Below are 25,110 nucleotides of genomic sequence, written 5' to 3'. Positions count from 1 at the left end.
TCCGACCCCGTCGGGGCGCTGTCCCGCGCGCTCCTAGGCGGGGCGCACCGCCTGGGCGGCGCGGCGCTCGCGCAGCGTCCGGAGCACGCGCCGGGTGGCGCGGGTGGCCACCGGCGGCAGGAGGTCCAGGGCGAGCCGGCGCGGGGCGGAGGGCTGGACCGGCACCTTGACCTGGTGGTTGAGCCGCAGGACGCGCGCCCCGGCGATGGTGTCCTCGTCCACGGTGTAGCCCTCCGCCCGCCAGTCGCGGCCGAGCAGGACCTCGCGTGCGGCGGCGGCGTCCCCCCAGGTGCCGTAGAACTTCGACGGGGTGAGCAGCACCGGCCGGAGGCCGCCGGTGAACACCGCCTCCCACACCGCGGCGGCGACGCCGGGGGTGTGCTCCTGGCGGTAGTCGTCGAGCGCGACGAGGCCGTCGTCGGCGAGCGCCGCGCGGGCGACGGCGATGTCCCCGGTGACGTGCTCGTACAGGTGCGAGGCGTCGACGTGGACGAACCGGCAGCTGCCGGCCGGGATCCGGCCGTCGGCCAGCACGGACGTGGGGGCCTGGATGATCTCCGGCAGCGCGGCGTGGAAGGCGAGGTAGTTGGCCTCGAACGCGCCGCGGGTGAGGGTCCTGCGGTAGGACATCTCCATCTCGGCGGCGTTGTCGGCGTCGCCCGCGTCGGAGTCGAACAGGTCGCAGACGGTGAGCCGCTCGCCGGGCCGGAGGTGGTCGCCGAGCAGGACGGCGCTGCGGCCGAGGTAGCTGCCGAGTTCGAGGATGTCGCCGGTGACCCCGGCCGCGCTCTGGGCGGTGAGCAGGTGCCCGAAGGCCGCCCGGTCGAGACTGAAGAACCAGCCGGGGATGTCGTCCCGCTTCGTCGGGGCGGGTTGGACGGCTGCGGTCTCGCACGTGGTCACGGCGGCCTCCAGGGGAGCGGGCGGGGCCCGGTGGCGGGGTCACGCCGCACCGGTGCCGCTCGGACCCGTCGGGCGTGAGGCGGATCATCATAGCGACGGAGGGGCCCGGTGGGACCAGGTGGCGAGGGGGGCAATTCCGCTTGCGCACCCTGCCGTTCGGTCCCGTTCGGTCCTGTTTCGGTGCCGTTTCTGTGCTGTTCGGCAGGGGCGTGGGAGCCCCGCTTACGCGCCCGAGTCCGCCGCGCCCGGCTCCGCCGCGCCGGAGCCGGCCGAGTCTGAGCCTGCCGATCCCCCGGGGCCCGCCCCCGTCAGCTGCTCGATCGTCTCCGCGAGCCACGCCCGCTCCGCCGCCCCGGAGGCCCGGGCGACCAGCAGCATGCCCCGGCGGAACGGGTTCGGCTCGCGCTCGGCGGTGACCGGCCGGCCCCGCCCGTCGTAGAAGAAGCTGCTCGGCGCCTCCAGGAAGTCGAGCCGGCGCCGCAGCACCGCGGCCTGGCGGGCCGGGTCGGCGAGGTGGTGGAGGAAGGCGGCCAGGGCGAAGAAGCGGATCTGGTCGGTGATCTCCGCCTGCTCCGGATCGGCGAGCCGGCGCCGCAGTTCGGCCCGCCCGGCCGCGGTCAGGGCCAGCGTCTGGCGGGGGACGGCGCCGGTGCCCGGCTCGGTCCTGCGGTCCAGCAGGCCGGCCTTCTCCAGCCGCGTGATGGCGGGGTAGAGCGCGCCGTCGCTGACCGGCCGGACGTGTCCGGTCAGGCCGGTGATCCGGGACTTGAGCTCGTAGCCGTGCAGCGGCTGGTCGTAGAGGAACCCCAGGATCGCGAGCGTCAGCACGGTGAAGCCCTTTCGTCGGAGTGCGCCCGGTGCGCGCGCTACTTTACCTCTTGTCGATGTGCCTCGATCCGAGGTATCTCTATTCGAGGCAGACGGGGAGGCGGCTCAGGGGAGCGGCCGCGGTGCTGCCGGGAGAGGGAACATGCGCACACACCTGGCACGACTGGCCGCCCTGGCCGGACCGGTCTACGCCGAACTCCTGTCCGGCGTCGTCGCCTCCGTCATCGGTGCCTTCTGGGTGGCCGGGCTCGGCGGCGCGGCCGTCGCCGCCGTCACCCTCGCGGGCACCGTCGAGAACCTGCTGCTCGGCCTCGTCCTCGTGGTCGCCTCCGGGACGAGCCTGCGGCTCTCGCGCGCCCTCGGGGCCGGGGACGCCGCCGGGGCCGCCCGCACGGCGCGCGCGGCGTGGCGGCTCTGCGCGCTCGTGACCGCCGCCCTGGCCGTGCCCGGCTTCCTGCTGCGCGAGCGCCTCGCCGCCGGGTTCCTCGACGGCCCCGCGGCCGGCCTCGCCGCGGGTTACTTCGCCGTCGCCTTCCCGGCGTTCGGGCTGTTCGCCGGCCAGCGCGTCGCCGACGAACTGTTCAAGGGCGCCGGCGACACCCGGACCCCGATGCGGATCGCGCTGCTCTCCAACGCGCTGCTGCTCGCCCTCGACCCGCTGCTCGTCCTCGGCGCCGGACCCGTCCCGGGCCTCGGCGTGACGGGTGCCGCGCTCGCGCTCACCGCCTCCCGGGCCGCCGCGCTCGCCGTCACGCTGCGGCTGCTGGCGAGGCGCCGGGCGGGCGGGCCGGTCGACGGCGTCGGACCGGAGCTGCGGCGGATCGCCCGGGCCGGGGCGCCGTTCGGCCTCGACTTCACCGCCCGGATGGCCGTCGGGACGGCCCAACTGGCCCTCGTCGCGGGCTTCGGCGTGGCCGCCGTGGCCGGGTACGGGGTGGGTTACCGCGTGCTGCTCGTCCTCACGATGGCGTTCTACGCGCTGCGCCAGGCCGCAGCGATCGGGGCCGCCCGGCTCGCCGGCGCGGGGGAGGAAGCCGAGCTCCGCCGGTTCGCCCGCGCCACCGGCTGGTTCGCCGCCCTCCTGGGAGCGGTCGCGGCCGTGCTGTGCGCGGCGCTCGGCGGCCCGGTGAGCGGGCTGTTCACCGACGACCCCGCCGTGGCCGGGCAGTCCGCCGGCTTCCTGCACCTGGCGGCGCCCTACCTGCTGCCGTACGCCTTCGTCGTCGCGGTCGGCGGCGTGCACCAGGCCGCGGGCGCCGGGCGGGCGCTGGTCGTCTCCGTCACGGCCGGCCTCGGCGCCCAACTCGGCTCCGCCGCCGCCCTGTCGGGCCCGCTCGGCGTGGACGGCGTGTGGGCCGGGCTCACGGTGGGCGCGGTCGTCCAGCTGGCGCTCCTGGTGGCGCTCACCCGGCGCCAGCCGACCAGCACGACCGTCGAGGGCGCCGTCGACGCCGCGCGGGCGGCCGGGCCCGTCGCGACCAGGCGCTGAGCGCCCGGCTAGCGGCTGCCGTCCTCGGGCGGCAGCCACTGGCTGGTGTCCGCCTTGCCCGGCGCCAACCGGTTGACCACCTCGGCGAGTTCGACGCAGGCCTGCTCGATCCGGCGGTAGGTGTTGCGCTGCTCGGCGATGATCGCGGACAGCAGCAGGCCCGTCAGCGCCGCGCAGCCGTTGAGGGCCTGGAGCACCACCATGTCGGCGACGAGTCCGTGCCGGGCGAACGGGCCGCTGCGGTCGGTGGCCGCGATGATCGCGATGACCGAGATCAGGAGCACGCAGGGCGCCGCGCCGATCAGCCGGAAGCGCAGGGCCGCCCAGATCAGGAAGGGGAAGACCAGGAAGAGCAGGTTCACGGTGGTCGAGGTGGCGATCAGCGTGACGGCGGCGGTCCCGGCCAGCAGAAGGACCGGCTCCACCCAGTCGAGCGGGCCCGGATCGGCGGGCGGCCGGGCGGTGCGCAGCGCCAGGAGCAGCGGGGTGATCACCAGGACGCCCATCGCGTCGCCGGTCCACCAGGCCGACCAGGTGGACCAGAACCCGTCCGCCGGCAGCGAGCCGTTCAGGAGCAGCACGGTGGCGCCGACGGTGGAGCTGACCAGCATGCCCGCGAACGCGCCGAGGAAGACCAGCGCCACCCCGTCGCGGAGCCGGTCCAGCTCGATCCGGAACCCGACCCGGCGCAGCATGAGGTACGCGGCGACCGGCGCGAGCGTGTTGCCGGCGACGATGCCCAGCGAGCTCCAGTGCGCCGGCCCGGTGGTGATGACCACCAGGTAGGCGCCCAGCGCGACGGCCGGCCAGATGCCGAGCCCGAGGAGCAGCAGGCAGGTCAGCGCGATCCCGGTCGGCGGCCACAGCGGGGTGACCTTGGCCCCGGCGATCACCACCTGGCGCAGCAGGCCGAGCCTGCCGGCGGCGAGGTAGGCGGCGGTGACCGCGAGCAGTCGTATGGCGGTCACCGCCAGGTGGCGCGGGGCGCGGGCGCGGAACGGCGTAGTCAGCGGCACGGCAGCATCTCACTACGGCCCGGGCGGCGATGCGGGCGTGACACGCGTGGCCCGCTCCCCGGGGCCACGCCCGAAGCCGCTGGGGCGTGTCCGGTGCCGTGCCGGGCGTCGCAACGCGGTGGACCTGTCCGGCCAGGGCGCTACCGGTCGTGGCGCAGGACCAGGACGGCGGCGTCGTCGGTGTGCCCGGTCAGGTCCGCCACCCGGAGCACGGCCGCCGCCAGCTCGTCCGGGTCGGCCCCGACCCCCGCCCGAAGGACGGCCGCGACCTCGTCCAGCCCGGCCTCGATGGGGAACGCGGGTCCCTCGATCACGCCGTCGGTGACCAGTGCCAGGACCCCGCTCCCGGTGAGCGAGCGGTGCGTCACGGGGTACGTCGCGCCGGGCAGGACGCCCAGCGGCGGGCCGCCCTCGTCGGCGCAGTGGCCCCAGCGGCCGTCGCGGTTGGCCCACACGGGCGGGACGTGGCCGGCGCGGGCGTGCGACAGGTCCCCGGTGGCCGGGTCGTAGCGCAGGAAGCTGCAGGTGGCGAAGCGGCGGCTGTCCAGGGAGATCAGCAGGTCGTTGGCCCGGGCGAGGACCTCGCCGGGGTCGGCGGCGGTGGCCGCCACAGCGCGCAGGCCGACCCGGACCTGGCCCATGAGCGCCGCCGCCTCCACGTCGTGGCCCTGGACGTCGCCGAGCGAGAAGGCCAGCGAGCCGTCCGGCAGGGGGAAGCCGTCGTACCAGTCGCCGCCGACGCTCAGGCCGTGCCGGGCCGGCGCGTACCGGGCCGCGGCCCGCAGCTCCGGCCGCTGCGGCAGTGCGGAGGGCAGCAGCTCCCGCTGGAGCGCCTCGGCCAGCTCGACCTGGGCCCGCTGGAGCTCGGCGTGCGCCAGGGCGCGCGCCGTGAGCCCTTCGAGCTGGGTCAGCAGGTCGTCGGCGCTCGGCTGGCCGGCGGGGCGGCGTCTGCTCATCGGCCCTCCGGCGGTCGGGGCGGTGGTGGTCAGAGCCAGCCTATGTCGGCTGAACGGGTGAGGGCCGGTCGAGCCCGGTGCCCTCGGGAGCGCCCGCACGGGGCGCAGGCCCGGACGCGTGCGGGCGCTGGAGAGGGCTCGCCGAGGGCGCTCAGCGCCCTTCCGGCACGGCCGCGCCCCGTTGCGCGCCGGGGATGCGGGCGGCCAGTAGCGCGCCGCCCGCGGCGACGGCGGCCAGGACCGGGCCCGCGGCGCCGAGCGCCGTGCCGACGGCGGCGGGTCCGGCGACGGTGGTGGCCAGCGCGACCCCGAGGGCGGGGCCGACGTTCATCGCGGTCTGCTGGAGGCCGCCCGCGACCCCGGCCCGGGAGGCCGCCGTGGCGCGGACCACGACCGCCGTGGCGGTGGCCAGCACCGTGCCGAACCCGGCGCCGAGCAGGAGGAAACCGGCTCCGATCTCGACCGGCCCCGACGACCGGTCGGAGCCGGAGATCAGCAGCACGCCCAGGGCGACCAGCACCATCCCCGACACGACGGTCTCACGAGCGCCATGGCGCTTCGCCAACCAGGTGGAGGCGGGCGCCGCGAGCACCATCGTCACGGCGAGCGGAAGCGCCCGCAGCGCACTCCGCAGGGGGTCCAGGGCCAGGACGTCCTGGAGGAAGTAGGTGCCGAGGAAGAGCGTCCCGGACAGCGCCGCCGACGCCGCGAGCAGGGCGCCCAGCGCGGGCGCCACCCCGGCGGAGCGCAGCACGGCCGGCGGGAGCAGCGGACGGGCGGTGCGCCGCTCGTGCCGGGCGAACGCGAGGCCGAGGGCGGCGGCAGCCGCCAGGCCGAGCGCGCTGCCCGGGGAGGGGAGGCCGACCAGGGACTGGACGAGGCAGCCGAGGGTGAGCGCGAGCAGGGCCGCACCCGGCAGGTCGAGCCCGCCGGTGTCCTCGCCGCGCGCGGGTCCGGGCAGCGGGACGGCGAGGATGAGCAGCCCGGCGCCGGCGGCGGGCACCAGGGTCAGGAAGAACACCGCCCGCCAGCCGAAGTGGGCGGTGAGCGCGCCGCCGACGAGCGGCCCGACGGCGGCCGCGAGCCCGATCGCGCCGGTGCGCAGGGCGATCGGCCCGGCCAGCCGGTCGGCGGGGAACACCGCGCGCAGCATGCCGAGCGTGGCGGGCTGGAGCAGGGCCCCGGCGATGCCCTGCACGACCCTGAGGGCGATCACCCACCCGATGCCGGGCGCCAGGCCGATCCCGGCCGAGGCGGCGGCGAAGCCCACCACGCCGGTGGTGAACACGCGCCGGTGTCCGTACCGGTCGCCCAGGCGGCCCGCGAAGACCAGCAGGGCGGCGACGGCGACCAGGTAGCCGGTGCTGGTCCACTGGACGGCCCCGGCGGTGGTGTGGAGGTCGTGCTGGAGGCTGGGCTGGGCCACGGACAGCACCGTGCCGTCCAGGGCCACGACGACGGCGCCGGTGATGCTCGCGGCGAGGGCGAGCCGCTCACGGCGGGCGGCGCTCACCGCTGCGCCGGGGCGCCGACGTGGGCGTCGACGATCGCCGCCAGGAGCGGCGCCACGTCGTCGTCGCCGGTGAGCAGGCGCAGGCTGCCCCAGGTGCGCAGCTGGGCGAGGCCGTGCAGGTTGGCGAGCAGGGCGACGGCCGTGGTGGTGGCGTCGCGCTCGGGGCTGGCCTCGCCGACCAGGCGGGTGAAGGTGCGGAAGAGCGGCAGGGAGGTCGAGCGCAGGTCGGCGCCGCTGCCCTCCAGCAGGTCGTGGCGGAACATCAGCTCGAACATGCCGGGGTTGGCGGCGGCGAAGCGGAGGTATGCGCGGGCCAGGCCGGTGAGCCGCTCGCGGGGCGGGAGGCCGTCGGTGGCGGCGAGCGCGTCGGCCGTGGCGAGGGTGTCGGTGAGCTTGCCGAAGCCGTGCCGGGCGATGGCGGCGAGCAGTTCGCGGTGGGTGGGGAAGTAACGGCGGGGCGCGCCGTGCGAGACGCCGGCCTGGCGGGCGATCTCGCGCAGGCCGAGCGCCTGGACGCCGTCCCGGGCCAGCAGTTCGACTCCGGCGGCCACCAGGCGGGTGCGGAGGTCCTTCTCCTCTTCGGTCATGGACACTGTCTACCAAGAGGTAGTAGACAGTGTCTACTCGCCCTCGTGCGGCGCCGCGCGACACAATCGACGGCATGGACGATGGCGGAGAGGCGGCCTGCTGGCTGGACCGGGTGTGTCCCGAGTGCGGGCGGCTGCGCGAGCGGCCCGGGCCCGGGCCGTGCGAGAACTGCGGCGCCGGACCGGAGCCCGGCGACGACGGCACCGACGGCGACGGAGACGGCGATAGGGACGACTGAGCCCCGGCCGGGCACGGCGGCCGGACCGGGGCCTCGGGTCTCGGGACAGCGGCGGCCCTACTGCGGCGGCTGGTCGCGGAACTGTTCCTTGAGCTTGTCCTGGGCGGTGTCCACCTGACTGCTGTACGTGCCCTCGGTGCGTTCGTCGAAGGTGTCGCCCGCCTTGTCGACGCCCTTCTCGGCCTGGTCCTCGTGGCCCTTCAGCATGTGCTTGAGCTTATCCAGCATGGACATGGTCACGCTCCTGGAAGAGGTCCCCCGCCTCTCCAGGATCACCGCGCGGCGACCGGTCCGCATCCCGTCGCGCCGTGGCGCCCTCTCCCCGGACGGACGCGGTGGTCTTGGCAGGCCTGGTGACGGTCATGTCAAATCGGAGTCCACGGACCGTCGGAAGGACTCGCCTTGACGCTGCGCACCCGCCGCCCGCGCACCCGCCGCCCGCGCACCCGCCGCACGAGAACCCCGCTCGCCCACCCCGCGGGAGCCGCCCTGACGGCGACCGCCCTGGCCGTCCCGCTGCTGCTCGCCGGGGCCGGCACCGCGGGCGCCGACCCGGACCCGGCCCGCCGGGGCGCGCAGCTCGCCGCCCGGTTGGTCGCCCGGAGCAGCGCCGACGACGCCCTCGACACGCTCAAGGCCCTCCAGCGGATCGCCGACCGCAACGGCGGTACCAGGGCGGCCGGTTCGCCGGGCCACGAGGAGTCGGCCCGCTACGTCTACGAGCAGGCCCGCCGGGCCGGGTTGAAGGTCTCGCGGCAGGACTTCACCTACACGTTCTTCGAGGCGCGCACCCAGCGCCTCGACGTCGTGTCGCCGCAGGCCGAGCAGGTGCCGGTGATCGCCATGACGTACTCGCCGAGCGGCCCGGAGTCGGGCGTGAAGGGCGAGTTGGCGGTCGTGCCGGTCAGCGCGGCCACCGGCTGCGCGGCCGCGGACTACCCGGCGGGGGAGTTCGCCGGCCGCATCGCCCTGATCCGGCGCGGCGGCTGCGGGTTCGCCGTCAAGCAGGCCGCGGCGGCAGCGGCGGGCGCGGCCGGTGCGATCGTCTACAACACCGCGGACGGCGACCTGAACGGGACGCTCGGCGAGCCGAACGCGGGGGTGCGCATCCCCGTCGGCGGTGTCTCGAAGGCGGCGGGGGAGGCGCTGGCGGCGAAGGCGGCGGCCGGACCGGTCGACGTGGACCTGGACATCCGCACCTTCATGGAGCCGCGCACCACCTGGAACGTCCTCGCCGAGACCCGCGGCGGCGACGGGAACGACACCGTCTTCGTCGGCGCCCACCTCGACTCCGTCCCGGCCGGTCCGGGCGTCAACGACAACGGCTCCGGCTCGGCGGGCATCCTGGAGGTCGCCCGCAACCTCGGCGTCCGGCCGGTGCGGAACAAGGTGAAGTTCGCCTGGTGGTCCGCCGAGGAGTTCGGGCTCAAGGGCTCGGAGGCGTACGTCAAGTCGCTGTCGGAGGCGGACCGCAAGAAGATCCGGCTCTACCTCAACTTCGACATGATCGCCTCGCCGAACCACGCCCAGTTCGTCTACGACGGTTCCGGCAGCACCGGCGGCGGCGCCGGTCCCGCGGGCTCGGCGCAGATCCAGCGGCACATCTCCGACTTCCTCGACGGCCGCGGCGTGCCGCACGAGCCGGTGGCGTTCAACGGGCGCTCCGACTACGGCCCGTTCATCGACGCCGGCATCCCGGCCGGTGGCACCGACACCGGCGCCGAGGCCGTCAAGTCGCCCGCGCAACAGGCCCGTTACGGCGGCACGGCGGGCTCCGCCTTCGACCCGTGCTACCACAAGGCCTGCGACGACCTGAACAACCTCGACCGGGACGCCTTCGGCGAGAACATCGCGGTGATCGCCCACGCCGTCGGCACGTTCGCCTGGGACCTCGGCGAACTCGACCGGCCGGCAACGGTGGTGCCGCAGGCGGACGGCGGCGGTGCCGGCGGCGGCCTGAGCGCCGACCACGCCCACGAGGTGGCGGCCTGACGACCGGGTGGGCCCGCTGCCGTCCTCGGGCGGCGGGCCCACCCGGCCGTCAGCCCGGCGCCGACGGCGTCCCGCGGCCACCGACGGCCATCTCCTACGCCCCGCGCGTCTCCGCCGGCCGCGGAACCGCGGGCCCGTCGTCCGGCCCACCCCGGTGGCCTGCGACATCGCTCAAGGCGACGGCCGCCACTGACAAGTCCGCCCCCGGGCGGGTACGGTGCCGCGCGGAGCGTGCCCGCCGAGACCCGGTGGGTGCGCCGGGCCCGGTCCTGCCACCATGGGACCGAGATCACGACACCGTGACACCCTCGGAGGAGTCAGCACCATGAGCACGCACTACGACGTCGTCGTCCTCGGCGCGGGCCCCGGCGGTTACACCGCCGCCGTCCGCTCCGCCCAGCTGGGCCTGAAGACCGCGATCATCGAGGCCAAGTACTGGGGCGGCGTCTGCCTCAACGTCGGCTGTATCCCCTCCAAGGCCCTGCTGCGCAACGCCGAGCTGGCGCACATCTTCACCAAGGAGGCCAAGACCTTCGGCATCAAGGTCGAGGGCCAGGTCAGCTTCGACTTCGGCGAGGCGTTCCGCCGCAGCCGCGCCGTCGCCGACGGCCGGGTCAAGGGCGTCCACTACCTGATGAAGAAGAACGGCATCACCGAGTACGACGGCTGGGGCACGTTCGTCGACGACCACACCCTCCAGGTCGCGCTCAGCGGTGGCGGCTTCGACGTCGTCACCTTCGACCACTGCATCATCGCGGCCGGCGCCACCACCCGCCTCCTGCCCGGCACCAGCCTGAGCGAGCGCGTGGTCACCTACGAGGAGCAGATCCTCACCGAGCAGCTGCCGGAGAGCATCATCATCGCGGGCGCCGGCGCGATCGGTGTCGAGTTCGCCTACGTGCTGCACAACTACGGCGTGAAGGTCACCATCGTCGAGTTCCTGGACCGCATGGTGCCGCTGGAGGACGTCGAGGTCTCCACCGAACTCGCCAAGCAGTACCGCAAGCTGGGGATCGAGGTGCTGACCTCGACCCGCGTGGAGTCGATCGACGACAGCGACCCCGACGCGAAGGTGCGGGTCACCGTCACCAAGGACGGGCAGCAGCAGGTGCTGGAGGCCGACAAGGTGCTCCAGGCGATCGGCTTCGCGCCGCGCGTCAACGGCTACGGCCTGGAGAACGCCGGCGTCAAGCTCACCGACCGGGGCGCCATCGCCGTCGACGGCCGGGGCCGCACCAGCGCCGGGCACATCTTCGCCATCGGCGACGTCACCGCCAAGCTGATGCTGGCCCACGCCGCCGAGACGATGGCCGTGATCGCCGCCGAGACCATCGGCGGGGCGGAGACCATGGAGGTCGACTTCGCCATGATCCCGCGCGCCACCTACTGCCAGCCGCAGATCGCCTCCTTCGGCTACACCGAGGCCCAGGCCCGCGAGCTCGGTTACGACGTCAAGGTCGCCAAGTTCCCCTTCACCGCCAACGGCAAGGCGCACGGCCTCGGCCACCCGATCGGCTTCGTCAAGGTCATCTGCGACAACACCCACGGCGAGCTGCTCGGCGCCCACCTGATCGGTCCCGAGGTCACCGAGCTGCTCCCCGAGCTGACCCTCGCCCAGCAGTGGGACCTCACCGTCCACGAGGTCGCCCGCAACGTCCACGCCCACCCGACCCTCGGCGAGGCCGTCAAGGAGGCCATCCACGGCCTGGCCGGCCACATGATCAACATGTGACGTCCGCCGCCGCGTGAGGACGGCTCCCGGGGCCCGAGGGCGGCCCCGGGAGCCGCTCGTCGTCCGAGGCCGCCCGCCCGGACGCCGCCGGCGGCTGAGCGCAAAACCCGTGGCACGTGGTGCACCCCGGGCGATAGCCTGGGGTGCATGGACGTCATGGACCGAAGCACCACCGCAGCCGCGCGAGCGACCAGCTCGCCGGTTGCCGCCGCCTGACGTACCCCCTCTCCCCGGCGACCGGAAACGGTCCGCCGGTGGTGCCTTCGAGGTGTTCCCTCCTCGGTTCCGACGATCGCGTGGGCCCGTTCTCCGGTGCCATCCCTCCAGCGCACGTGCGTGCGCCCACGCGAAGGAGCCACCCCGTGAACACCGACCAGCTCGTCCGCACCTTCATCGAGTACTACGAGGACCGCGGCCACCGCCGCATCACCGGCTCGACCCTGCTGCCCCCGCCCGGCGATCCGGTGCTGTTCACCACCTCCGGCATGCACCCCCTCACACCCCACCTGGAGGGGCGCCCGCACCCGCTCGGCCGGCGGCTCGTCAACGTGCAGCGATGCCTGCGCACCACGGACCTCGACGAGGTCGGCGACCGCACCCACCTGACCGTCTTCGAGATGCTCGGCACCTGGTCCCTCGGAGACTACGAGGGCCCGCAGAGCCTCGACTGGGGCTACGGCCTGCTCACCGACGGCTTCGGCATCGACCCCGGCCTGCTCCACGTCACCGTCTTCGGCGGCGACGACCAGGTGGGCCCCGACACCGGCTCGCTGGAGCTCTGGCAGGACCGCGGCGTCCCGGTCGAGCTCACCGTCGAGGACAACTGGTGGTCCAACGGGCCGACCGGGCCCTGCGGCCCCGACTCCGAGATCTTCCTGTGGACCGGCGACACCCCGCCGCGGTCGACGCCCACGCAGGACGACCGATGGGTGGAGGTGTGGAACCACGTCATGATGCGCCACCGCCGCCTCGACGACGGCTCGCTCGTCCCGCTCCCGCAGCGCAACGTCGACACCGGCCTCGGCCTGGAACGGCTCTCCTCGCTGCTCCAGGGCCGCGGATCGGTCTTCGAGTGCGACGTCTTCGACCCCTGGCGCCGCCTCATGCCGACCCTCTGGGACCTCGACGAGCCGTCCCTGCGCCTCGTCTCCGACCACCTCCGCTCGGGCATCGTCGTCATCGGCGACGGCGTCCGCCCGTCCAACACCGGCCGGGGCTACGTCCTGCGCCGCCTGGTGCGCCGGGTGCTCACCGTGCTGCGCCGCGACGACCCGCGGCGCGGACTCGGCGACCTGCCGGACGAGGTGATCCGCCACACCCTGGACCGCTTCCGCCAGGACGTGGACCCGTGCGTCGTCCGCCGGATCCTCCTCGACGAGGAGCAGCGCTTCGGCCGCCTCCTGGACCGCGGCCGGCAGGTGCTCTCCCGCCCCCGCTTCCGCGGCCCGCTCTCCGAGGACGACCTGCACTACCTCCACGACACCCACGGCCTGCCCCGCGAGCTCGTCCTGGACCTCCGCCCGCGGTGACGCCGTCGACGGGGCCCGGTGCCGGTGTGGCCGGTGCCGGGCCCCGGACGAATGAGCGTGATTGCGGGGTGGAACGTTTCGGCCCTGTGGGGGGATGCTCGATACTGACATGTCCCGCGCACGGCGACGCCCAGGAGGCACGAGTGACGACCAGGACCACCAGCGAGGCTCCCGGCACGGACGTCGACGTGCTGATCATCGGTGCCGGCATCTCGGGCATCGGCGCCGCCTGCCACCTCAAGGCGCGCCGCCCCGGCACGTCCTTCGCCGTCCTGGAGGCGCACGACTCGATAGGCGGCACGTGGCGCCAGTTCCGCTACCCCGGGGTCCGCTCCGACTCGGACATGCCGACCTTCGGGTTCGGCTTCCGGCCGTGGACGAGCCGGAAGTTCCTCGCGGACGGCGACAGCATCCTGGATTACCTGCGGGAGACCGTCACCCGGTTCGGGATCGCCGGGCGGATCCGCTTCGGGCACCGGGTGGTCGGCGCGGAGTTCTCGACGGAAACGGGACGCTGGACCGTCACCGCCGAGGCGGCCGGGAGCACGGAACCGGTGACGTTCACGGCCCGCTTCCTCTTCCTCGGCACCGGCTACTTCGACCACGAGGCGGGCTACGCACCGGAGTTCGCCGGCCTGGAGGACTTCGAGGGCCAGGTGGTCCACCCGCAGCACTGGCCGCGGGGCCTCGACCACGAGGGCAAGCGCGTCGTCGTGATCGGCAGCGGAGCCACCGCCGTCACGCTCGTCCCGGCGCTGGCCGTCCGGGCCGGGCACGTCACGATGCTCCAGCGCTCGCCCGGCTACGTGCTCTCGGCGCGGGCCGAGGACGGCATCGCCGCGCTGCTCCTGCGGCTGCTCGGCCCCCGGCTCGCCCACCGGATCGTGCGCCGCAAGAACATCCTGCTCGGCCGCGGCCTCTACCGGGCCTGCATGCGCGCGCCGAAGCTGATGCGGCGCGTGCTGATCGCCGACGTGCGCCGCCGACTGCCCGAGGGCTTCGACGTCGACACGCACTTCACGCCGCGCTACGACCCGTGGGAGCAGCGGCTGTGCATCGTGCCCGACGGCGACCTGTTCAAGGCGATCTCGGCCCGGCGGGCCTCGGTGGTCACCGACCGGATCGAGCGGTTCACCAGGACGGGCGTCCTGCTCGCCTCCGGCGAGGAACTCCCCGCCGACCTCGTCGTGACGGCGACCGGGCTCGCCCTGTCGCCGTTCGGCAAGGTGCGCCTGAGCGTCGACGGCCGGCCCGTCGACCCGGCGGACACGACGGTCTACAAGGCGATGATGCTCTCCGGCGTGCCCAACCTCGCGTTCGCCTTCGGCTACACCAACCTCTCCTGGACGCTCAAGGTCGACCTCGTCTGCCGGCACTTCTGCCGCCTGCTCGACCACATGGACGCCCACGGGCACGACGTCGTCGAACCGGTCCTGGACGACCCGCTGGTGGAGCGCGTGCCGTTCCTGGACCTGAGCTCCGGCTACGTCCAGCGCGGGATCGCGGCCTTCCCGCGGGCGGGCACGCGCGGGCCGTGGACGGTCGAGATGGCGTACGAGAAGGACGTCGAGCGGCTGATCGAGGGGCCGGTGACGGACCGGGCGCTGCGGTTCGCGGCCGTCAAGTCGCCGTCGGCGCAGGCCCGCTGAGGTCGGAGGGCCGGCCGGGCGCGTCCGCGGCGGCGTCGAGCGAGAGCGCGGGGCGGCGGGTGTCGCAGGAGAGGTCGTTTCGTCGCGCACGCGTGGCGTCCGCTCACCGTACTACCGCCCACGGGTTGTCCGTTGGAGCGGGCGGAGGCGAGACTGGGGCCCGTGGACATGGGGATCTCAGGTTTCAGCCCGACCTTCCTCGTCGGGATCGACGCCGTTCGGCAGCAGCACGCGGCACGTCTGGCGGCGCTCGTCGGGCGGCGGCTGACGGGATTCGCGGTGGTGCGCTTCGCCGAGGACGGGGACTGGTTCGCCGACTGCCCGGTGGTGCTGGACTTCGACGGTGTCCGGGTGGAGGTCTGCCACTCCAGGCTCCACGACCTCTCGATCGGGTGGGGCACGATCGACACGGCCTCGGCCGTCTCCGGGTGGGAGCACTCCGAGCTGACGCCGGAGTGGTCCCACCGGGACGACCGCCTCGAACCGTTCGTCGGCCGGGACCTGCGCGGGGTCGCGCTCGTCGAGCGGCGACCGCAGTCGGGACGGTGCTACCTGGACGTCGGCACGGTCGGGGTGGAGTTCGACTTCGGCGACGACTTCGGCACCGACGACGGCGGTCACCGGGCGCCGCGCCGCCTGCGGATCGTCAACGCCCTGGACGAGAACGGGATCGAGCTCGGGGAGCCGGCCCCGGACTCCGTCCGGCACGAGTTGGGCGGCCCCCGGGGTGGCGGGGCGTGACGGACGGGAGCCCCGTGGTGCCCGCGGCTACCCGAAGTGTCCCCAGTGCACCGCGACGATCAGCCGGACGCCGGTCCGGGGCGCGGCTCCGCGAGCGGTCGACGCGGGGCGACGACCGCGAGATCCGCGCCGAAGCCGACCACCAGCCGCCCGTCCGGGGCCACCGCCAGTCCGCGGATGCGGGCCGGGAAGGCGTACGTGCCGAGCTCCCGGCCGCTGGTGGCGTCCCACAGCCGCACGGTCCTGTCGTCTCCTCCGGCGGCGACGACGGGGCGGCCGGCCAGCAGCCCCACCGCGCCCGCCCGCACCTTGCCGGCGTGCCCCGACAGGGGCGGGCCGATCCGTTCACCGGTGGCCAGGTCCCACAGGTCGACCGTGTCCGTCCAGGCGCCGGTCAGGACGACGTGGCGGCCTTCGAGCGGCTCCAGGGCCAGGGCACCGCCGTGCGCGGGACGCACGCCGATCCACCGGCTCGTGGTCAGGTCCCAGGCGCGTCCTTCCCCGGTCACGCCGACGAACCGGCCGTCGACCGCCGCGAAGAGACTGATGTACGAGCTGGCGTACTCGCTCGTCGAGCGTCCGTGCAGGTGTTCCCGGGTGGCGAGGTCCCAGAGCCGCACTTCGTCGTTCCGGCCGCGGGTGAGGAGGGCGGGCCGGCCGTCCACCGTGCCCACCGTGATCAGGCCCACGGCGGTGGTGTGTCCGGCCAGGGGCTCCCCCAGCTGCTCCCCGCTGTCGAGGTCCCAGAACCGCACCCGCCGGTCCGAGCCGCCGGTGACGATCACGGTGCGGCCGTCCACGACGGCCGTGGTGACCCGCTGCACGAGCCCGGTGTGACCGGGCGGCCGATCCGCCCGCCGCTCGCCGTCGAGGTCCCAGACCCGCACCGATCCGTCGTCGCCCCCGGTGACGGCGAGGCGGCGCCCCCGCACCACCGCCGTCGCCACTGCCCGGACGGTGCCCTCGTGGCCGACCAGCGGTTGGCGCAGGTGCGTGCGGGTGGACAGGTCCCACACCTCGACCGGTCCGTGGCCGCTGAACGCGAAGAGGCCGGCGGGGCGGTCCCGGATCGTGGTCAGTGCCGCCGCCTCGACGAACCCGGGGCCGGGCTCGCCCGCGGGCTCGCCGGTGGTGAGGTGCCGGACGTGGCTCTCGTAGGAGTTGGCGCTGACGGCCAGCGGGTACGTCGACGCCGGGTCCGTCGCCACGAGGTGCGTCCTGGCGTTGAGTTCCAGGGTGGCGCAGTGGCGTCCGCCGCCGACGCTCCCGCCCGCCTCGGGGACGGGCGCGTCACCGAGCTCCCGTCCCGTGAGCAGGTCCCACCTCCGGACGGTTCCTTCGGCGTGGCCGGTGACCGCGACCGGACGGCCGTCCAGCACCGCCGTCGCCAGTGCGTGCACGGAGCCGGTGCGGATGCCCAGGAGCTCGCTGCTCCGGGTGGGGGAGGCTAGGTCCCACAGTCGCACCATGCCGTCGGTGGCGGCGCTCGCCACGACCGGCCGGCCCTCGATGACCGTGGTGGCCAGCGAGTTGACCCAGGAGCCGGCGGCGCCCTGATGCGCGGCAGCCGGTCTTCCCTCGACGAGGTCCCACACCCGGACCATTCCTTCGGCGTGGCCGGTGACGGCGACGGGACGGCCGTCCAGCACCGTGGCCGCCAGCGCGCGCACCGTGTCGGCGGGGTCGGCCGCGAGCGCACCGAGCTTCCGGCCGGTGGTCACGTCCCACCAGTGCAGCGTGCTGTCCCCGCAGCCGGCGACGGCGATCCCGCGGCCCTCCGCGACCACGGCCGCCACCACGAGGACCTCGTCCGGGGCGGGCAACGCGTACCGCAGCCGCGAGTCCACCCCGGTACCGGTCGCCCACCGCACGGCCCAGGCGTCCCCGCCGTCCCCGCCGACCGCCACCGCGGCGAGGCGCCCCGCCAGCTCCCGGTCCCCGCAGCGCGCGGCGTCCAGCGCCAGCACCTGCCGCCGCACCCGCGCGCCGGATCCGCGGTGCAGGTGCCCCGACGCCCGGTACACGGCGGCCGCGATCGCCTCCTCCCGCCCGGTGGCACCGTCCAGTGCTGCCACGACCTGCTCCGGGTCGCCGTTCACCAGCCACCCCGGATCGGCCAACCGCTCACCCGCGGCCACGACTTCGCGGCCCGGACCACCCCTCGGGAATTCACCGGTCATGCCAGGCACCCTAACCACCCCCGCCGACAGCAGCCTTGGTGGGCTCGGTGGGGTGCGCCTACTGAGCGGATTCCTGCGCCTGGCGGCGGTCGGCGTAGTCGGCGAGGAGCGTGAAGAGCGTGGCCGGGTCCTCGAACGGGAGGCCGTGTCCGCCGGGGACCTCGACGTATTCCGCGCCCTCGATGGCCTCGGCCAACTCGCGCTGGTGGTGCGGCGGGACGATCCGGTCGTCCGCGCTCGCCACGACGAGCGTGTGCCTATAGTGTCCAAGACGTATGATCCGGCGGGCCTGACCGCCACCGCGTCGTTCACCGAGACGCTCACCCTCGTCACCGGCCCGCATCACCCGGCCGCCGGCCCCGCCGACCGCCCGCTGCCGGTCCGGGAGCTCGCCGACCGGCAACTGGCCCCGCTCAGCGCAGACTTCGCCACCCGCGGTCACATCGACGGCTACTTCGCGCGGCACCGCGTCAGCCCGCGCATCGCCGTCGAGGCCGACTCCATCCAGGCGCACCGAGGTCGTCCAGCGCACGCCGCTCGCGACCGTCCTGCCCGACGCCGTCACCCACGACCACCCCCGCCTCACCCCCGTCCCGCTCGACCCGGCCCTCCCGACCCGCGCCGTCACCCTCCTCCGGCGCACCGACGCCTACGAGAGCGCCGCCGCCCGCGCCTTCACCCGCCTCACCCACGACCTCGTCCGCACGCGCGGCTACCCGCCCGCCGCCTGAGCAGTGCCTGAGCGCCGCCGGCTGCGGTGTGCCTCCGGACCGCCCCTGTCCGGTTGATCTAGATTGCCCGGCTATGAGCGAAAAAGAGGGAATCGTCCGTCGATCGATGCTCAAGGCCATCCCCGCGGCCGCCGTCCTCGCGGCGTCGTCCGGCGGGCTCCTCGCCGGCCGGAGCGCGGCGGCGCCCGTGGCGCCCTCCGCCCCACCGCCCTCCGCCCTACCGCCCTCCGCCCCGGTCGAGTTCCCCCAGCCGGTCGTGTGGGCCGCGCAGCCGGTACCCGGCTCGTCCGCCCGGGTCCTCGAGCAGACCCTCGACGTGCGCTTCACGGACGTCGAAGTCCCGGGCTGCGGACAGGTCACCACACGCACCTACGACGGGACGATCCCGGGCCCGACGTTGCGCGTGCGCGGCGGCGACACCCTGCGGCTGACGCAGGTCAACGGCCTGCCGCCGAACCCGGAGCACACCGGCGACCACAACCGGCCGCACGACTTCAACAGCTTCAACCTGCACACCCACGGACTGCACGTCTCCCCGTCCGGCGACGCCGACAACGTCCACCGCTCGTTCGCGCCGCGCACCGCCGCCGAGGTCACCGCCGGGGCCCCGGAGCCGTGCTACGTCACGACGATCGACATCCCGGCCGACCACCCGGCCGGCACCTTCTGGTACCACCCGCACCTGCACGGGGCCACGTCCGCGCAGATCGTCGGCGGCATGGCCGGGGTCCTCGTCGTCGGGGGTGACGTCGACGAGGTGCCGGAGATCGCGGCGGCGGCCGACGTCGTCGTGTGCGTCAACGAACTCCGGCTCAAGGACGGCCGGGTGCCCGACTTCACCTCGGGCGGTGCGCTCGCCGCCGTGCCCGCCACCTACACCGTGAACGGCGCCGTCAACCCCACCCTCACGCTGCGCCCGGGAGAGGTCCAGCGCTGGCGGCTGGTCGCCGCGACCGCCTTCGGAGCGCTCGAGCTCCACCTCACGTGTGATGAATCGATCATGACGTTGCACCAGATCGCACAGGACGGCGTGACCTTCCCCGCCGTCGTCGCCTCCGACGCCCTGACCCTCGCCATGGGCAACCGCGCCGACGTCCTCGTCCGGGGCTGCGAGCCCGGGACGTACCGACTGCGCGCCGCCGGAGTCCCCGTCCCCCTGATGACGGTCGAGGTGGCGGGCCCGCCCGTCGAACCGCCGATGGCCCTGCCGACCGCGCTGCCACCCGGCAAGCCCTTCCTCGACGAGCGCGACGTCGCCGACCCGGACGCGGCCCGCGAGGTCGTCTTCCACGTCGACCCGGGCGTCTTCGCGGCCCCGTTCCCCAACGCCTTCCGCTGTCTGGGCACCCACCCGACCCCCGCGGCGGACCCCACCGGCGACCCCGCCCGCGACCCGGCCCACGGCCTGTTCGACCCCCGGTACGTCAACCACACCCTGAAGCTCGGCACCGTCGAACGGTGGACGGTCCGCACCGACGAGACGAACCCGGCCTTCAACCACCCCTTCCACCTGCACACCAACCACGTCCTCGTCACCCACCGCAACGGCACCCGGCTCGACCCGCCGGTCTGGCACGACACCGTCGGCCTGGCCGGCGGCGAACCCGGCGACCGCGTCACCTTCCTCGTCCGGTACGACGACTTCACCGGCCGCACCGTCGCCCACTGCCACCAGCTCCAGCACGAGGACCTCGGCATGATGCAGATCGTCGACTACGTCGAGTGACCGGCGCCGCCGGACGGGTGGAATGCGGGCGCGGCGGTGCAGCCCGGCGGCCGGGCCGGGTATGGGCCGTCGACCACTCGGCGCCGCGCGGCGGACGGCGGTGCCGCCGGATTCCGGGCCATGCCGCCCGGACGAGGGAGGACCTTCATGCATCGTCACGGCGCAGCCCCGCGGACCGTCGCCGGGCCGGGTCGGACCGCAACCCGGCCGGGGCTGCGCACCGCGGCCCCGCTGCTGGCCGGCGCGCTGCTCGCCGGGTGCACGTCCGCGGCCGGCACCGGTCCCGAGGCCGCCCCCACGCCGAGCCCGTCGTCCGCCCCGGCCACCGCGCCGCCCGCGCAGCCGGCGCCCCAGCTGACCGAGCAGCAGGTGTCCTCGGCGGTGGACCGGATCGACGGCTACGTGCAGGACGTGATGGCGAAGACGGGAGTCCCGGGCCTGTCGCTGGCCGTCGTCCACCAGGACAAGGTGATCCACGCGAAGGGCTTCGGGGTCCGCCAGCTGGGCCGGCCGGAGCCGGTCGACCCGGACACGGTGTTCCAGCTCGCCTCGGTCTCCAAGCCGATCTCCTCGACCGTGGTCGCCGGGGTGGTCGGCCAGAAGGCCGTGCAGTGGGACGACCCGGTCACCAAGTACGACCCCGGATTCGCGCTCGCGGACCCGTGGGTGAGCAGCCGCGTGACGGTCGCCGACCTCTTCTCGCACCGCAGCGGCCTGCCGGACCACGCCGGGGACGCGCTGGAGGACCTCGGCTATCCGCGCGACTACATCCTCCAGCACCTGCGCAACCAGCCGCTGTCGCCGTTCCGCGCGACCTACGCCTACACCAACTACGGCCTGACCGAGGCGGCGGTGGCGGTGGCGAAGGCCAAGGGGGTGGCCTGGGAGGACCTGGCGGCCGACGTCCTCTACAAGCCGCTGGGGATGAACTCCACCAGCTCCCTGCGCTCCGCCTACGACAGCGCCGCGAACAAGGCGTCGGCGCACGTCAGGACCGCAGGCGGCTGGCAGGTCAGCACCACCGAGAACGCGGACCCGCAGGCGCCGGCCGGCGGTGTGAGCTCCACCACCAATGACCTCACCCGGTGGATGCGGATGCAGCTCGCCGACGGCACGTTCGAGGGCAAGCAGGTCATCGACCCGGCCGGCCTGAACGAGACCCGGGTGCCGCACGCCGTCAACAGCCCGCCGAGGTCCCCGGCGGGCAACGCCGGCTTCTACGGCCTCGGCTGGAACGTCGGCTACGACAACCTCGGCCGGCTGCGGCTCAACCATTCCGGTGGCTTCGACCTCGGCGCGGCGACCGTGGTGACCCTGCTGCCGACCGAGCAGCTCGGCGTCGTCGTCCTGACCAACGGCCAGCCGATCGGCGTCCCGGAGGCGGTGGCCGAGGAGTTCTTCGACATCGCGCAGCACGGCCGGGAGACGGTCGACTGGCTCGGCCTGTTCGGCAAGCTCCTCCCCGCCACCGCGGCGCCCGCCTCCTCGCCGACCGACTACGCCACGCCGCCGGCCGACGCCGCCCCGGCCAAGCCGAACGCGGCCTACACCGGGACGTACACCAACGACTACTACGGGCCGATGACCGTGACCGAGAAGGACGGCGGGCTGGTGATGACCCTCGGGCCGGACAACCAGCAGTTCCCGCTCCAGCACTACAGCGGCGACGTCTTCAGCTACCAGAGCAAGGGCGAGAACGCCGTCGGCCTCACCGGGCTGACCTTCACGGTCGGCGCCGACGGGCGGGCGTCGAAGGCCGTGGCCGAGCAGTACGACCACGAGGGCCTCGGGACCTTCACCCGCGGCTGAGCCGGGCCGGGCCCGCTGCTACCGTCGCCGGGTCGCGGCCCCGATCGAGGAGACGAGCCCCAGCGTGTCGAACGCACCCGTGATCCGCATCGACGTCCCGGGCTCCTTCGCCCGGGACGTCTTCCACGAGCGCCATCCCGAACTCGTCCGGCGGCTGCTCGCGGCCCTGCCCTACGGGCCGGGGGAGCGGGCGGCCGTGGAGCGGCTGCTGCAGGAGAGCAGGACCGGGGTGCTGGAGCCGCCGGCGGACGACGCTCCGGACGCCGCGCTGTGGGCGCAGTGGGGCGCGGGGCTCTGGGGCACGCCGTGGGAGGAGGCGCCGTTCCTCTGGGCGGAGAGCTACTTCCACCGGCGGCTGCTCGAGGCCACCGGGTACTTCCGGCCCGGGGCGTGGCAGGGCGTCGACCCGTTCGCGCCGTTCAAGGGGGCCGAGTTGGCCGGGTCGGCGGTGGACGAGGAACTCGCCGCCCTCGGCGGGCTCGACGGCCTGCCGGAGGCGCGGCGCGCCGAGGTCCTGCTGTCCTCCGCGCTGTGGGGCAACCGGGCGGACCTGAGCTTCCAGCTCACCGCGCAGACCGGCGGACCGGGCGAGTACGACCTCGTCGCCGACGACAGCGCGGAGCTGTGGGCCGTGCTGGAGCACGCGCGGGGCGGGCGGGTCTGCGTCGTCGCCGACAACGCGGGGCGGGAACTGCTGCCGGACCTCGTGCTGATCGATCACTTCCTGACCGGCGGGTGGGCGGGCCAGGTCGTCCTGCACGTGAAGCCGCAGCCGTACTTCGTGTCGGACGCCACGATGGAGGACGTCCTCGCCGCGCTCCAACGCCTGTGCACCGCAACGGAGTCGGCCGCGTCGGCGGTGGGCACGCGGCTGTGGGAGGCGATGAACGGCGGTGCGCTCGTGGTCCGCGCCCACCCGTTCTCCTGCGCGCCGCTGCCGTACGCCGACATGCCCGTCGACCTCCGCGCGGAGTTCGCCGGGGCGGCCTTGACGATCCTCAAGGGCGACCTCAACTACCGCCGTCTGGTGGGCGACCGGCTCTGGCCCCCGACCACCCGCTTCGCCCGGGCGGCCGGGTACTTCCCGTCGCCCGTCGCGGCCCTGCGGACGCTGAAGTCGGACGTCATCGTCGGCCTCGACGCCCCGACCGTCGGGCGCCTCGACGCCTCGGGGACGGCGTGGCGCACCAGCGGGCGCCACGCCGTCGTCCAGGTGCACGGGAAGCGCTAGGAGGACACGGCCGACTGCCAGTCGGCGAACGGGCTGTCCGCCCGGGCGTCGCTCTGGCGCCGCAGGTGCAGCTGGGCGTCGGTGCCCAGGGCGAGCACGACGACGCGACCGGTGGCGTCGGTGGCCAGTGACGGCGCGCCGACGATCACCGAGCCGAGGTCCTGCCAGACGGTGGTGAAGGCGCCGTCGGCCTCGGTCTGAGTGGCCAGGCTGAGGCCGCCGCCGCCGTTGCGCGTCGCGACGACGACGCGGCCGTTGGCGGTGGCGACGGCGGGGCCGTCCACGCTGACCGGGCCGCCGGTGGACGAGGAGACCGGGGTCCACATCCGGTCGTCCCGCACCCACTGGTTGACGGTCTTGCCGGTGTCGGGGTGCGAGAAGAGGATCTCCTTGCGGCCGCCGGCGGTCCGCGCGACACCGATCGGGCCGGCCGGGGTCGGCGCGCTGAAGGCGGTGTCCTGGACGAAGGGCCCGTTCCTCGTGGACTGGCGCCAGTGCAGGATGCCGCCCTGGCCGGTCACCGTGGGGGCGAAGAGGTCGATCAGGCCGTCGGTGCCGAGGCTCGCCGCGAGGCCGTCCTGGACCCACGCGCCGCGCAGGTCGTCCCAGCCGCCCGGCCACGTGCCGTTCCGCTGCTGGGTGACGGCGCTGACGCCGCCTCCGGCGTTGGGTACGAAGACGGTGAGCGCGCCGTCGGCGTTGGCCGACACGACCGGCGAGCCGATCATCTCGCCGACGTCGTCGGCATTGGGGTTGCCCAGTGAGGTCCAGGCGCCCCAGCCGCCGCCGACGGACGTCTGCGCGAGGGTGACGACCTCGTCGTGGTTGTTCCTGCCCCTGTCGTCCGCCAGGCGGATGCCGAAGAGGTGGAGCAGGCCCGTGCCGTCCTTGGCCACGGTCAGGTAGGGCGCGAACTGCCCGCCGCCGCCCAGGCCCGCCGGGCCGGTCCAGGCCCCGCCGGTCGCGGTCTCCTTCCACTGCGAGGGCTGTCCGTTGACCACCGCGAAGGCGTTGAGCAGGCCGTTGCCGTCCTGGGCCGACCAGGTGGTGCCGTTGAACCAGCGCGGGTACGAGCGGTACTCGTACATCGCGTAGTGGTTCTGCCAGCTCGCCGCGCCGCTCTCGTGGAGCTCCGAGTCGTGCGGCAGGTAGCCGTCTCTGAAGACGCTCCACTTGGCGGCGGCCTGGCGCGGGTCCACGTTCGCCGGGCGCAGCCGGATGTTGTAGTCGCGGTAGTAGCGCAGCAGGACGTTGCCCTGCGCCGGGTGGTACCCGGTGGCGGCCTCGCCGGCGAAGCGGGCGGCGCCGCGGTGGTCGGAGTTGTCGCCGAAGTTGAGCGGGTCGGTGCGGTAGTCGTAGCCGTCGTCGCCGTCGTGTCCCCGGCCCAGCGGATAGACCTTCGGGTCCTGGGCGAGCAGGACGCTCGGGTTGTACCGCCCCATCAGGTCGGTGAGGGCGGCGACCAGCTCCTCGTGGGTGTAGGTCTGGTGGCCGAAGGGCCGGTAGTCGGGGGTCCGCCGGGGGTCGCCGGGGGCGCTCCGGCACTCCTCGCCGTCACTGGTCAGGCTGCCCAGGGTCCGCTTGGGGTTCGGGGTGACGGGCTTCCCGTCGACGGGGACGGGGCCGATGTAGAGGTCGTCCAGCGAGGTCTCGCCGGGGGCGCCCGGGTCGCCGCTCTGGTAGAGCCGGAAGAAGACGAGGCGCACCGGGTTCGGGGTGCCGCGCAGGGTGTCGAGCTCGACGGTCTTGCCGTTGCCGAGCGTGAGCGTGTCGAAGTCCCAGTCGTCGGCCACCCCGGCCAGTCTCGCGTGCGCCTCGCGCGCGCCCTCCTCGCGGTGCTGCGCGTAGAGGCAGGCGCTCTCGGTCTTGGTGGCCTGCTCGCCCGAGGTCAGGTAGACCGTGGTGGACGGGGCGCTGTACTGGCGGGCGAGGTCGGGGTTCATGAACAGGATGTCGTCGTCCTGGTGGGCGACGATCTGCAGGTAGCCGTCGGCGGTCGGCGCGGTCTCGGCCGCCGCCGCGCCGACGAGCGGTGTGACCGTCGCGGCGACCAGGGCCGCGGCGGCGCAGACGGCGGTCCGCCGGAATCCGGAACGCATCGGTGAAGTCCTCCCCCTGCGGCGGATCCGGTGGTGTGGAAGATCGTCCGCCGCGGGGGAACTGTTCTGCAGGGTGCGAACGACTGTCAAATCAGGAGCGGATTCGGAGCTTCGGCGCGTCGAACCGGGAGGACGACTCCCGGTGGCCCGGCGGACGCGG

General features: G+C 74.6%; 20 protein-coding genes and 1 pseudogene. 11 read left to right on the top strand and 10 right to left on the bottom strand.

Features of this window, described 5'->3' with window-relative positions:
• Window positions 1–33: 33 nt before the first annotated feature.
• Together PUR71_RS12265 and PUR71_RS12260 are read right to left on the bottom strand one after the other, a co-directional pair.
• The gene (locus tag PUR71_RS12265) at window positions 34–903 is read right to left on the bottom strand and encodes a class I SAM-dependent methyltransferase (protein WP_329926971.1); all 870 of its coding nucleotides are present in this window, start codon (window positions 901–903) and stop codon (window positions 34–36) included.
• 222 nt (window positions 904–1,125) lie between these two features.
• Complete coding sequence (locus PUR71_RS12260; RefSeq protein ID WP_329926970.1) at window positions 1,126–1,731, bottom strand: PadR family transcriptional regulator; 606 nt, start codon at window positions 1,729–1,731, stop codon at window positions 1,126–1,128.
• A 142-nt stretch (window positions 1,732–1,873) separates the two neighbouring features.
• On the opposite strand from PUR71_RS12260, the gene PUR71_RS12255 reads away from it, so the two are divergent.
• Entirely contained in the window at window positions 1,874–3,220 is a 1,347-nt protein-coding gene (locus tag PUR71_RS12255) for an MATE family efflux transporter (RefSeq protein WP_329926969.1), read from the top strand.
• A gap of 8 nt (window positions 3,221–3,228) precedes the next feature.
• Here the strand turns inward: PUR71_RS12255 and PUR71_RS12250 are convergent, their stop codons facing one another.
• The 4 genes from PUR71_RS12250 to PUR71_RS12235 all read right to left on the bottom strand — a co-directional run bounded on the left by PUR71_RS12250 (window position 3,229) and on the right by PUR71_RS12235 (window position 7,292).
• Window positions 3,229–4,236 (bottom strand): MASE1 domain-containing protein, encoded by a 1,008-nt coding sequence (locus PUR71_RS12250; protein ID WP_443077429.1) that lies wholly within the window; start codon window positions 4,234–4,236, stop codon window positions 3,229–3,231.
• 140 nt (window positions 4,237–4,376) lie between these two features.
• Window positions 4,377–5,192: a PP2C family protein-serine/threonine phosphatase gene (locus tag PUR71_RS12245; protein WP_329926968.1), complete on the bottom strand. Its 816-nt coding sequence runs from the start codon at window positions 5,190–5,192 to the stop codon at window positions 4,377–4,379.
• Between the two features lie 151 nt (window positions 5,193–5,343).
• The gene (locus tag PUR71_RS12240) at window positions 5,344–6,705 is read right to left on the bottom strand and encodes an MFS transporter (protein WP_329926967.1); all 1,362 of its coding nucleotides are present in this window, start codon (window positions 6,703–6,705) and stop codon (window positions 5,344–5,346) included.
• Window positions 6,702–7,292, bottom strand: coding sequence for a TetR/AcrR family transcriptional regulator (locus PUR71_RS12235; RefSeq protein ID WP_329926966.1), 591 nt, complete (start codon window positions 7,290–7,292; stop codon window positions 6,702–6,704). Before PUR71_RS12235 ends, PUR71_RS12240 begins: the two co-directional genes overlap by 4 nt.
• 74 nt (window positions 7,293–7,366) lie before the next feature.
• Between PUR71_RS12235 and PUR71_RS12230 the strand changes: the two genes are divergently transcribed.
• Complete coding sequence (locus PUR71_RS12230; protein WP_329926965.1) at window positions 7,367–7,531, top strand: hypothetical protein; 165 nt, start codon at window positions 7,367–7,369, stop codon at window positions 7,529–7,531.
• A 57-nt stretch (window positions 7,532–7,588) separates the two neighbouring features.
• Here the strand turns inward: PUR71_RS12230 and PUR71_RS12225 are convergent, their stop codons facing one another.
• Window positions 7,589–7,765: an antitoxin gene (locus tag PUR71_RS12225; protein ID WP_329926964.1), complete on the bottom strand. Its 177-nt coding sequence runs from the start codon at window positions 7,763–7,765 to the stop codon at window positions 7,589–7,591.
• Between the two features lie 255 nt (window positions 7,766–8,020).
• Here PUR71_RS12225 and PUR71_RS12220 point away from each other — a divergent pair, with 255 nt between their 5' ends.
• The 5 genes from PUR71_RS12220 (at window position 8,021) to PUR71_RS12200 (ending at window position 15,174) form a co-directional block, all read left to right on the top strand.
• On the top strand, window positions 8,021–9,523 hold the full coding sequence (locus PUR71_RS12220; protein WP_443077434.1) for a M28 family peptidase: 1,503 nt from the start codon (window positions 8,021–8,023) through the stop codon (window positions 9,521–9,523).
• Window positions 9,524–9,848: 325 nt separating this feature from the next.
• The gene (lpdA, locus tag PUR71_RS12215; protein WP_329926962.1) at window positions 9,849–11,255 is read left to right on the top strand and encodes a dihydrolipoyl dehydrogenase; all 1,407 of its coding nucleotides are present in this window, start codon (window positions 9,849–9,851) and stop codon (window positions 11,253–11,255) included.
• A gap of 362 nt (window positions 11,256–11,617) precedes the next feature.
• Complete coding sequence (locus PUR71_RS12210; RefSeq protein WP_329926961.1) at window positions 11,618–12,784, top strand: alanine--tRNA ligase-related protein; 1,167 nt, start codon at window positions 11,618–11,620, stop codon at window positions 12,782–12,784.
• A 143-nt stretch (window positions 12,785–12,927) separates the two neighbouring features.
• Window positions 12,928–14,433 (top strand): flavin-containing monooxygenase, encoded by a 1,506-nt coding sequence (locus tag PUR71_RS12205; protein ID WP_329926960.1) that lies wholly within the window; start codon window positions 12,928–12,930, stop codon window positions 14,431–14,433.
• 168 nt (window positions 14,434–14,601) lie between these two features.
• Window positions 14,602–15,174, top strand: a complete 573-nt coding sequence (locus PUR71_RS12200) for a hypothetical protein (protein WP_329926959.1) — start codon at window positions 14,602–14,604, stop codon at window positions 15,172–15,174.
• A gap of 59 nt (window positions 15,175–15,233) precedes the next feature.
• Here the strand turns inward: PUR71_RS12200 and PUR71_RS12195 are convergent, their stop codons facing one another.
• Window positions 15,234–17,354 (bottom strand): WD40 repeat domain-containing protein, encoded by a 2,121-nt coding sequence (locus tag PUR71_RS12195; protein WP_329926958.1) that lies wholly within the window; start codon window positions 17,352–17,354, stop codon window positions 15,234–15,236.
• A gap of 58 nt (window positions 17,355–17,412) precedes the next feature.
• On the bottom strand, window positions 17,413–17,598 hold the full coding sequence (locus PUR71_RS12190) for an alpha/beta fold hydrolase (protein WP_329926957.1): 186 nt from the start codon (window positions 17,596–17,598) through the stop codon (window positions 17,413–17,415).
• Window positions 17,599–17,640: 42 nt separating this feature from the next.
• Here PUR71_RS12190 and PUR71_RS12185 point away from each other — a divergent pair.
• The 4 genes and pseudogenes from PUR71_RS12185 to PUR71_RS12170 form a co-directional block, all read left to right on the top strand.
• A pseudogene (locus PUR71_RS12185) lies at window positions 17,641–18,085 on the top strand (LysR substrate-binding domain-containing protein); the annotation flags it as partial.
• Between the two features lie 106 nt (window positions 18,086–18,191).
• Window positions 18,192–19,811, top strand: a complete 1,620-nt coding sequence (locus tag PUR71_RS12180; protein WP_329926956.1) for a multicopper oxidase family protein — start codon at window positions 18,192–18,194, stop codon at window positions 19,809–19,811.
• Between the two features lie 147 nt (window positions 19,812–19,958).
• Window positions 19,959–21,620, top strand: a complete 1,662-nt coding sequence (locus PUR71_RS12175) for a serine hydrolase (protein ID WP_329926955.1) — start codon at window positions 19,959–19,961, stop codon at window positions 21,618–21,620.
• 64 nt (window positions 21,621–21,684) lie between these two features.
• Entirely contained in the window at window positions 21,685–22,851 is a 1,167-nt protein-coding gene (locus PUR71_RS12170; protein WP_329926954.1) for a damage-control phosphatase ARMT1 family protein, read from the top strand.
• On the opposite strand, the gene PUR71_RS12165 is transcribed toward PUR71_RS12170, so the two are convergent.
• A complete protein-coding gene (locus PUR71_RS12165) occupies window positions 22,848–24,950 on the bottom strand; it encodes a PIG-L family deacetylase (RefSeq protein WP_329926953.1) in 2,103 nt (700 codons plus the stop codon). The two genes, PUR71_RS12170 and PUR71_RS12165, sit on opposite strands and share 4 nt — an antisense overlap.
• Window positions 24,951–25,110 lie beyond the last annotated feature (160 nt).

The sequence above is a fragment of the Streptomyces sp. SP17BM10 genome (assembly GCF_036322405.1).
Lineage (GTDB): Bacteria > Actinomycetota > Actinomycetes > Streptomycetales > Streptomycetaceae > Kitasatospora.
This window is presented reverse-complemented; position numbering and strand designations above follow the sequence as displayed.